The organism is Candidatus Jordarchaeum sp. (assembly GCF_052745115.1).
In genome coordinates this window covers 1-8,934 of sequence record NZ_JBRAKS010000158.1, presented here as the reverse complement: position 1 = coordinate 8,934, position 8,934 = coordinate 1, and the positions used below count along the sequence as shown (strand labels likewise).

The following is an 8,934-nucleotide window of genomic DNA, read 5'->3' as shown; positions in this document are numbered from 1 at the left end:
CACCCAGCGTCCACAACACCATTAATGGGCGAGGGAACAAAAAAAGGTTTTTTATGATTTGTCTAAAAAGCGAAGCTTATGTAGGTTTTTTAAAAAAACCGCTGAAATTCCATGGATATTTAAAAATACTTTTTTTAATCTTAATATTATTGTGAATTTCTTGAGCCAAAGACTGTTTAGTAAAGTAAATTCTGCTTTAAATGATTTTAAGCGTGTTAGGTGTTAATATGAAGACCAAATTTGACGAAGCTGTTTCGGAGTTCGTTCAAGGAGTAGAAGCTCATGGTAGTAAAGACTACAAAGTAGCTTCTAACCACTTTAAAAAGGCCGCAGAGCTCTTCGAACAGCTAAGAGAGGAGGAGCTTGAGGAACAACCCCAAAGTATTGCCATAGGGAATCTCTACCAAGCTCGCGCAAATTATCATCATTCTATCGCGGATTATCTAAACTTCAAAATGCATGAATATGACTCTGCAGTTAATAGCTATGAAAAGGCTATAGCTGATAAAAAAACTGCGATAAAGACTGTAAGAGATTTGATAAAAGAACAATTAGTTACAGATGAAAAACTTCCTTTGGAACTAGAAGCAGAATTATACGGTCTCCAGGCCACAAGATTCGAATGCCTTGCCCAAATTTCTATACAGAATAAAAATCTGGAAAAGGCCGCAGGGTATTTCCAAGAAGCTCGTGAGGAGTTTCAAAATAAAGAAAAGCTCTATGCTAATCTCCAAAATCCCTACGAACAAAAACTTGCTAGAGTTGACAAGATAAAATGCGAGGGTTTGCACTACGAATGTTCTGGTCTTGAATACCTTAAAAAGCAAAAAAATAAGCAAGCTAAAGAGCTATTAACAAAAGCTCAGGAAAGATATCAAGAAGCCGTGAACCTAAACCCTGAATGGCAAGCCCTAAGTCAGGCTCTTGAACGGGTAAATCATGTACTGTTAAAAATATAATATAATTAAACCAAGTACTTTCCCTATTTACTTTATTTGTTTTTAAAAATCTTCTTTTATTCTTGTAAAGTAGCGAACTAGGGCTCCAGCTGCCTTAACCGCTCTTTCTACCTCAGTGTAGACTGGAATATTTGATTCAGACAAGCCACTAATTATTCTTTCATAAGACTCGTTTTCAATTTGGATGCAAGCTGCTATAATGGGCTTTAACCCCTGCTCTGCGGATTTCTTAAAGGCTTTTTTCACATCGAATTCGATTTCTTTCATTATTTCGAGCACTAGGATAATAATGTCTACATTTTCGTCTTTGAGAAGAGTTTCTACCGCAGTCTTGTGTTTGTTTCCTACCTCTACTCCATCAAGATGATTGGGTGGCCAGTAGTCAACGGGATTTACAGTTTTCGCCCGCTCATTCAATACCTTTGATTTCAAAACTTTAACGGTGTCTGCGCTGGGTTCAGCGAGTTTCAACCCGTTTTTCTCCAATGAACGTACAGCCAAATCAATAGCGCCTGAAGAAGGACCGATTATGGCAACCCGATTACCCTGCGTTTTAGGAGAATGTATGAAAATCTTAGCTAGTTCAAATATTTCAGAATAAAAGGATGCGCAGATAGCTCCTGCCTCAAGAAGCTCCTTTCTTTTCTCTTCTGGACAATGCATAACTACGGGCTTCCTTTTGGACACCTCTTTTATGGCGTTTACTATCTCCTCTGTAACTTTCCTAAAATATGCTGTGATAACCTTAGTTGACGAATCCTGGACGAGAAATCTGAGGATCTCCACCTCATTAACATCACAAGTGTTTCCCAAATGGACGATTTTATTAAATCTCAGATCATTTGGCTGCCACCATCCAAGACCTCCCGATAGACCCCCGCTCTGCCCAATGAAGCTTACCTCCCCTGCTTTAAAGCTCCTAACCGGAGTTAGGGCTGTGGCGAACCGCTCTCCAAAATTTATCAGACCTATGGTGTTAGGGCCGATAAGTCTCAAATTATTTTCTTTAGCTATTCGTATAAGCAACTCTTCTCTTTCTTTTCCCTCACCATTGTATTCCGAGAAGCCAGATGACTGCAGGATTATGTGCTTTACTCCCTTTCGTGCCAATTCCTCAACTGCGTCAATCACCAAATCCGAAGATAAAACAACAATTGCGGTTTCCGGAACCTCCGGAAGATCTTTAACATTATTAAATGTCGGAAAGTTCAAAATACTATTTCTTGTAGGGTGAACGAGAAAGACTTTTCCTTTATAACCTAGCTCGACTATGTTTTTTATAATCTGGTTTCCAAACTTTCCGGGATTTCCAGAGGCTCCCAGAATAACAATGCTCTTAGGATTAAAGAAATGTTCAAGACCCATCTTCATCCCCCATACTTAAATGCCTCTAAGACGCTGGAGCATGCTCCGCATCTTACACATCCCGCAAGATTTCTTGAAGGATCAAGATTATATTCAGACAAAATTCTAGCAACCCTTCTATAAAGATTTATCATTCTATTAGAACTTGGTGGGTCACGCTTCTCAAATTCGGTTCCCAGAATTGGTCTAAAGGGAACAAGAAAAGGAATAACTCCCAAATTAGCAACCATCTCCACTCCCTCCAATAAGCTCTGATCATCCTCACCCAGACCCGCAATAATGTAGGTACTAACCTGCGCCTCCCCAAAAAAATCCACAGCTTCCTTCCAAGCCGCTTTATATTCCTCGAAACTGACCTTAGCCTTGCCGGGGCAAACGCTATTCAAAACCTTTCTATCAAAATTTTCGACATGGATACCAACGGTGTCGACTCCAACATCTGCTAATACCTCCAAGTATCCATTCTTAGGAGGCTCCAACTGCACATGAACAGGGACTTGATAATGCCGTTTTAGCTCTTTGGTTGCTTCGGCTAAAAGTTTAGCTCCTCTGTCCATTGTGCCGGGGGTGCCAGTAGTTAATGTGATATGCTTACAAACGCCTTCCTCAATTGCTGCTCCCACCACCTCCACCAAATCTCTGGGGGTTTTTTTCAGGACTGTGGAGCCTAATTTTAGTGAAAGTTCAATTGCACAAAATTTACAACCATTACCAGTTGACCAGTGAACACAGCTCTGAAGAAGAGTTGTGGCCAAACAGTCTTTACCATGGAGAAGTGCAATTTTATACATTGGTTGACCACTTAGTGTTTTTAGAGAGTAAAACTGGGGTGGATTAATTAATTCCACATCAACAATCCTCTCTCCATTTTTAGAGAGAAACCATTTAGACTCAACACTTGTTAGAATAATGTCCGATCTATTCACAAATTGAGGCCATAAGGGAACATTAACCACAGAATCATTAGGTAAAACCAGATATCTGCCCCCCGCTGGGCCGGCTCCCGCTCTCCTGCCCTTTTCGATCCTGTCTTCTGTTTTAACTCCTTTGCACAGAAGTTCTGTTTTTAAGTTGACCAGATCCAATGGGGTTCCCCAGCCTTTTTGTTAACGAAATTTTCGGCAACAAATAAAGTCTCTCTAACCATATATAATTTTTCCCTCCGCATTAACAAAAGATCAATTATCAAGGAAATAGTTTGAGAATAAACCGTCGAGTAAAAAATCTATTAAAAAATGTATAAGAAATCAAGATGCAGACGTGACCAATGCAAAAAATAGAAATACTAAGACTTATTTTTACTATTTGAAACCAAAATCAATTATAAAGAAGGAATTTAAAGTGGTAACAGAAATAAATGAAGATAACTTTAAAGAATTTGTTTCATCAAATAAAATTGTCCTTATAGACTTTTCAGCAACCTGGTGCGCACCCTGTAGAATTCAAGGTAAGGTTCTGGAAGGTATCGAGGCCGAACTTGGAGATAAAGTTGCTATAGCTAAAGTGGATGTTGACCAGAACCCAAATATTGCAAGAGAATACAATATATACGCTGTGCCCTCACTCGTCTTCTTTCGTAATGGAAAACTTGTAGTTTTTAACGAAGAAGGAGAAGAATCTATTGAATTCTTAGAAGAATCCGAGGACCCCTCAATGGAGCTTGCTAAACTGGTCGGAGTTCAGAGCGAAGAAATACTTAAAAAAATTATAGAACTCTTATATTCTGCTAAGGACTAAAAATACTCGCTTAAACACCACGACACAATCCTCTCGACTAGTTGAATAAAGAAAAATCTCGCAAAATTGTTACAAATGTGTCCATTGATCTAGTTAGGTACTACTATAATGTACCTCATCCTTTCTTTGTCCGTGGGTAAATCTTCACACATTTTAAATGTTTGAAAATAGTTTTAAAAAAGGTACTAATAATTGTGATATCTAATTTTTAGGAAATTTGATTTTGGAGGTAGTTTTCTGGTAATTCCAAGGATTCGTAAAATTATTCTAAGCCAAGAGCATGTCAGACTGATGCTTGAAGAAGTTCGTAGAGTCTACCCCCAAGAGGCATGCGGTGTTATAATGGGGCAGTTTGAATCAGATGCAGTAATCGCCCAAGAAGTGGTATTTGCTACCAACGTTGCAGAATCTTCAGTGCGTTTTGTAATAGATGCGGAAGAGCTTTATAGAATACTGGTACGCGCTGAGGATGAGGGTAAGGAAATGGTGGGGATCTTCCACTCTCACCCGACAACCGCTAAACCTTCAGGTGTAGATGAACCTTTTATGGAAATGAATCCTTTAGTCTGGGTTATACTGGGAACTCTAACTGATAGAACCGATATGTCTGCTTATCAATGGTTTGATAATTCCATACATCCTGTAGAGATAGTAACTTATGACCTCAAAAAAGACATTAAAAAATAATTTTCGAATCAAATTCATTAGAATTAAAATTTTTAAATTCCTATTTCTTCTTTTTTATTAATATAGTTTTACGCTAAATGGACGCTATCGCCATCCATTCTTAATAATCCTTTTTTCTCAAGTTCAAGTACCATGCGCCTTACCACTCCTTCCTGTAATCCCATTGTTTTTTTGATGTCCTGTATATTGCTGGATCCATATTTTTTCACTATGAAATAGGGTTTGTAGTTGCTATCATCCATTATTAGGGATTCTAATGACTCTAGTTTAGCATCCTTTTCTTGTAGTTTTTTCTCAACCTCTGTGACTCTTTCCTCACCAAGTCTCAATTCTTGGTTTAGCGCCTCTATTGTTTCCTCTTTTTTACGGGATTCGTTCTCCAAATCGTTTATCTTTTTTTCAAGGCTGCGTATCTTGAATTGTAATTCCTCCTCTTTAAATCTAAAGCTGTCTGATTCATCTTTAATTTTGTGCTCTACGCTTTCAATTTTACTAATCTGATCATCGGATTGTTTTTGAAGCTGATTTACCAAATCATTTAGTCTCTGGGTTTCTAACTCGTAGGTTTTTTTTATTTGCGCCAATTCGTTTTCGCGCTGTGTTAGGAGTTTTTCTAGTTCCTTGATTCGCAGGCTCTGTTCACTAATAATTTCCCCCTGTTCCACCACCTTCCTCTCAAGTTTGCTTAGGGCCTCTTTCTGAGACTCGGTGAGCTCTTCTTTCTTCCTGTATATGCTCAATCTCATCTCCCCAAGGAAATAGTTAATTGTGGGTCAGTTTTGTCACGGGTTCTTCATCTTTTATCTGTCTGGGACGGTAACATCATTCCCAAGATAAAACTGTTTATAGGCTCTTATTAAGTTCTCTGTTCTAGGTGCTAATTTTGAAAAAATCTTCTAACTCCCTTAATTGTTCCTGAAACACCTAGAACGTTTATTATAAGGGGGAACCCATTTAACTCAGTTATTGTTGCTAGAACGGATTTCATTATGTCAACACTTGTATGTGTACAACGTAAAATTCCGTTTCCCTCTTCAGAGTACTCTATTAACCAGAAATTAGTTCTGCTGCCTCCAACCTCCCCGAAAAGACTAAGAAGCATTCTCCAAAGGCAGTGGACAATATCCTCTTCTGAAAAATTAGCTTCACTAATTATTTTGAACGCTACGTAACGATTTCTGTACAACTTCAAGAGTAGCTCTCCTATTACTATTCATACTTTTTAATTTGAATTTGATCTATGCTCCAAAATTTTTAATGGATTATTGGACAACGCCTCCATAGCTTTATCGTAGGGTACATCCAGCAGTTTTCCCAAAGCGGCTAGACCTCTGGGGGACCTCAATTCGAATTTTGTATGGGCATCGCTTGTTAGAACTAATGAGGCCTGCCCTTTCAGAACAATTTCCACTGTTTTTCTAAGAATACCTAGCGTATTAGCTCTTCTCAGACCCTTGCTTAGCAATATGGGCCTTACTGAGATCTCCACCGCATTTCCGCTACTGTAAACTAGGCCAATGAGTGATTTGTCAACCTGTTTGCACATTTTAACGTCTGGAAAATACAGTAAATCCACGTCTGGATCTCTCGCTGCCCAAACCGCTACCCTCCGATTCAAGCAGGCCACCGCCACTATGTCAACGGTTCTTCTCATCTGATTTAATATCTTCCGGTTCTTTGTAACGCTATCGAAATTCAGATTTACCCGGGAATACGCTTTCAAAGGTAGATGGGAAAGGATTTCTTTGAATTTTACAGAATTGTTTTTTCTAGAGAAGTCTGCGAATCCCAGTCCTGAGAACCCCAAAATTCTTGAAATTTGTGCCATCTCCTCGGGTGATGATTCACCATCTCCCAGATTTGAACTCACATTAATATCCAAATAAACGGTCATTTTTTCATCAATCCATAACCTAAACAACTTTCTTGAACAAGCTCTCTGCTTAGAGGATAAGCAGAAAACTTGATTCTAATTCTGATCACATCTTCGCCATCACTGAGTTTAAGCTCACCCAGAAACGCCTTCTGTTTGTCAAATCGAATATAAAGTGTACCTGAATCGTCGAGTCGCTTGTCAAGTAGTTCAAAAAGCAGCTCCTTGTCCTTCTCATCCATTTTTCCTGATAGTAAACTTAGAAAATCCTCAATATTTTTTTTGTTAGTAATTTTGATTTTTAAAATAATTATCTCGTTACGGTAATGACCGAGAACCTTTTCTTTTTTAACCAGCTTTTCTAAACCGTCTGGTAGAAGAAATAGGAGTGATTTAAACACTTTTTCTGTATCTTCCGTCGCATGTGCAAAGGTTTCCAAATCAACCCAAATCACACGGGCCGAAGACAAATTTTAGGCCCCCTAAAAAACTCTTTATTACTCTCTTCCCTTTCTCACGCTGGGTCTAACCTTTTCTGCCCCTTTTCCCTTGTGACGAAGGCCCCTTGCTTTTCTCGCACTGGAGGTTAAACCTCGAAAAACACGTCTCCGATGGGACTTGTTACAAATCCAGTTTATATTGGGATCGTTCTTAATAACAGGATGATTTGGATCAACCAATATAACCTCAAACCACTTCCAGCGTCCATCCTCTGCAACATAGTACGAGTTTAAAACCTCAAGGTTGGGAAATTTTCTGCTGACGCGTTCTTCCGAGATCCATTGCAAGTTCTTACTCGGAGTCAATTTTTTGAAACCCATTTTTCGGGGTTTTCTACCCATCTTGGGGCGAGTCCTACGCAGAGAGCCACGTCTTACACGGGTTCGTGCAACGATGTAACCCTGTTTGGCTTTATAGCCTAGTCTTCTTGCACGATCCAAGCGTGTAGGATGTTCGACGCGTACTATAACTGGCTGTTTTCGCCACTCCGTTAGTCTTTCACGCCACATGGTCCGCATTTCATCGGCGCCGGATTTTTTCCAAGTTTCAGAAATGTGGCTGTACATACCTTTAACCATTCACATTAGCCTCCCTATTTATGGTTCAGCCTTAAAGGCAACATTCCAGCGGGTAAGCTATAAAATATTATTTATTGTAATCCACGATGAAGAATGGTTACTAATTAATTTTTTGCATTTGCTTTTTAAAGAAATCGATTACCTTCTCGGCAATTATGTTGCTGTTCGCTATCAAAGCTTCTTGAGTGGCCGAGCCGAGATGCGGTGTACAGAGTAAATTTGGCAACTCTGCAAAATGAAGATTACTGGGAGGTTCCTCCTCGTAACAATCGAGTGCTGCTCCTGCAATTTTTCCATTTTTTAAGGCTTCGTAGAGCGCCTTTTCGTCTAGTATTCCTCCACGTGCAACATTCAAAATGTATGCTTTATTCTTCATTAATGATATTTCCTTAGCACCAATCATGTACGCTGTTTCAGGCTGGTAGGGAACATGTAGTGTTATCACATCAGACTCTCTCAGCAGTTTCTCTAAAGCATCTCTCGAGGTTCCCACAAACTCTACCCCCATTTTCTCGGCCTCCAGCCTTCTTTCCTCTAAAATATCATAAGCGAGAATTTTCATCTGGAATACAATTGCCCGTCGAGCGACCTCTTGTCCTATTCTTCCCAGACCAATTATACCGAGTGTTTTTCCCTTGAGTTCACGCCCTTCTAATTCTTTTTTGAGCCATTTTCCTTCTTTCATAGATCTGTCCGCTGTATGAATATTTCTCATTAATGATATCATAGCGCCTATAGTTAACTCCGCCACAGAGATGCTGGAAGCCTCTGGTGAATTAACAACCCGAATTCCTCTTTCCTCAGCAGCCTCCAAATCTACATTATCCAAGCCTACACCGCTCCGGGCAATAAGAGCCAATCTCTTTCCGGCCTCAATAATATCGCGAGTCACCTTTGTTCTACTACGAACAATAAGAGCGTCAAATTCCGATACCCGGGATTTGAGCGCCTCATGAGTGATATCAAAATTAACAATTACCTCTAAACCCGCGTTCTCCATCATTTTGACCGCGCCGGAATGAATTTTATCCGCCACTAACACTCGCTTTTTCATAAGCATCTCCTCAAAAGAGGGCTAGTAACTCTTTAAGATAGAATCCATGTTGGAATTTAAATATTGTTTTTTTAAAATTTTCTTATTTTAGAAAAGGAATGGCAATGTTTTCTGAAACCATAGTTCCAGTTAATAGGAGCTTCTGTCAAGTGCGTTTAACCAATTTTAACTATTTAATTT

11 protein-coding genes are annotated in these 8,934 nt (G+C 39.3%); 3 read left to right on the top strand and 8 right to left on the bottom strand.

Annotation, left to right across the window (positions count from 1 at the left end; genetic code table 11):
• Positions 1-227 precede the first annotated feature (227 nt).
• A complete protein-coding gene (locus tag ACUVXA_RS11920; RefSeq protein WP_445871490.1) occupies positions 228-959 on the top strand; it encodes a hypothetical protein in 732 nt (243 codons plus the stop codon).
• A 42-nt stretch (positions 960-1,001) separates the two neighbouring features.
• Here ACUVXA_RS11920 and ACUVXA_RS11915 read toward each other — a convergent pair whose 3' ends face one another.
• Positions 1,002-2,324, bottom strand: coding sequence for a CoA-binding protein (locus ACUVXA_RS11915; RefSeq protein WP_445871489.1), 1,323 nt, complete (start codon positions 2,322-2,324; stop codon positions 1,002-1,004).
• A gap of 2 nt (positions 2,325-2,326) precedes the next feature.
• Positions 2,327-3,409 (bottom strand): MSMEG_0568 family radical SAM protein, encoded by a 1,083-nt coding sequence (locus ACUVXA_RS11910; protein WP_445871488.1) that lies wholly within the window; start codon positions 3,407-3,409, stop codon positions 2,327-2,329.
• 256 nt (positions 3,410-3,665) lie between these two features.
• Between ACUVXA_RS11910 and ACUVXA_RS11905 the strand changes: the two genes are divergently transcribed.
• Positions 3,666-4,061 carry a thioredoxin family protein gene (locus tag ACUVXA_RS11905; protein ID WP_445871487.1) on the top strand — a complete coding sequence of 132 codons (396 nt, stop codon included), beginning with the start codon at positions 3,666-3,668 and terminating at the stop codon, positions 4,059-4,061.
• Between the two features lie 204 nt (positions 4,062-4,265).
• On the top strand, positions 4,266-4,748 hold the full coding sequence (locus ACUVXA_RS11900; protein WP_445871491.1) for a Mov34/MPN/PAD-1 family protein: 483 nt from the start codon (positions 4,266-4,268) through the stop codon (positions 4,746-4,748).
• Positions 4,749-4,816: 68 nt separating this feature from the next.
• On the opposite strand, the gene ACUVXA_RS11895 is transcribed toward ACUVXA_RS11900, so the two are convergent.
• From ACUVXA_RS11895 to ACUVXA_RS11870, 6 genes are all read right to left on the bottom strand, one after another.
• On the bottom strand, positions 4,817-5,488 hold the full coding sequence (locus tag ACUVXA_RS11895) for a hypothetical protein (protein WP_445871486.1): 672 nt from the start codon (positions 5,486-5,488) through the stop codon (positions 4,817-4,819).
• A 137-nt stretch (positions 5,489-5,625) separates the two neighbouring features.
• Complete coding sequence (locus tag ACUVXA_RS11890; RefSeq protein ID WP_445871485.1) at positions 5,626-5,940, bottom strand: Rpp14/Pop5 family protein; 315 nt, start codon at positions 5,938-5,940, stop codon at positions 5,626-5,628.
• 30 nt (positions 5,941-5,970) lie between these two features.
• Complete coding sequence (locus ACUVXA_RS11885; RefSeq protein WP_445871484.1) at positions 5,971-6,642, bottom strand: RNase P subunit p30 family protein; 672 nt, start codon at positions 6,640-6,642, stop codon at positions 5,971-5,973.
• Entirely contained in the window at positions 6,639-7,091 is a 453-nt protein-coding gene (locus ACUVXA_RS11880; protein ID WP_445871483.1) for an RNA-binding domain-containing protein, read from the bottom strand. The genes ACUVXA_RS11885 and ACUVXA_RS11880 overlap by 4 nt, the downstream gene beginning before the upstream one ends.
• Before the next feature lie 27 nt (positions 7,092-7,118).
• The gene (locus tag ACUVXA_RS11875; protein WP_445871482.1) at positions 7,119-7,700 is read right to left on the bottom strand and encodes a 50S ribosomal protein L15e; all 582 of its coding nucleotides are present in this window, start codon (positions 7,698-7,700) and stop codon (positions 7,119-7,121) included.
• Positions 7,701-7,800: 100 nt separating this feature from the next.
• The gene (locus tag ACUVXA_RS11870; RefSeq protein ID WP_445871481.1) at positions 7,801-8,754 is read right to left on the bottom strand and encodes a hydroxyacid dehydrogenase; all 954 of its coding nucleotides are present in this window, start codon (positions 8,752-8,754) and stop codon (positions 7,801-7,803) included.
• Positions 8,755-8,934: the final 180 nt, after the last annotated feature.

Coding starts and splice junctions, on each gene's coding strand:
- ACUVXA_RS11920 (WP_445871490.1), top strand. CDS start 228: ATGAAGACCAAATTTGACGAAGCTGTTTCGGAGTTCGTTCAAGGAGTA.
- ACUVXA_RS11915 (WP_445871489.1), bottom strand. CDS start 2,324: ATGGGTCTTGAACATTTCTTTAATCCTAAGAGCATTGTTATTCTGGGA.
- ACUVXA_RS11885 (WP_445871484.1), bottom strand. CDS start 6,642: ATGACCGTTTATTTGGATATTAATGTGAGTTCAAATCTGGGAGATGGT.
- ACUVXA_RS11875 (WP_445871482.1), bottom strand. CDS start 7,700: ATGGTTAAAGGTATGTACAGCCACATTTCTGAAACTTGGAAAAAATCC.
- ACUVXA_RS11870 (WP_445871481.1), bottom strand. CDS start 8,754: ATGAAAAAGCGAGTGTTAGTGGCGGATAAAATTCATTCCGGCGCGGTC.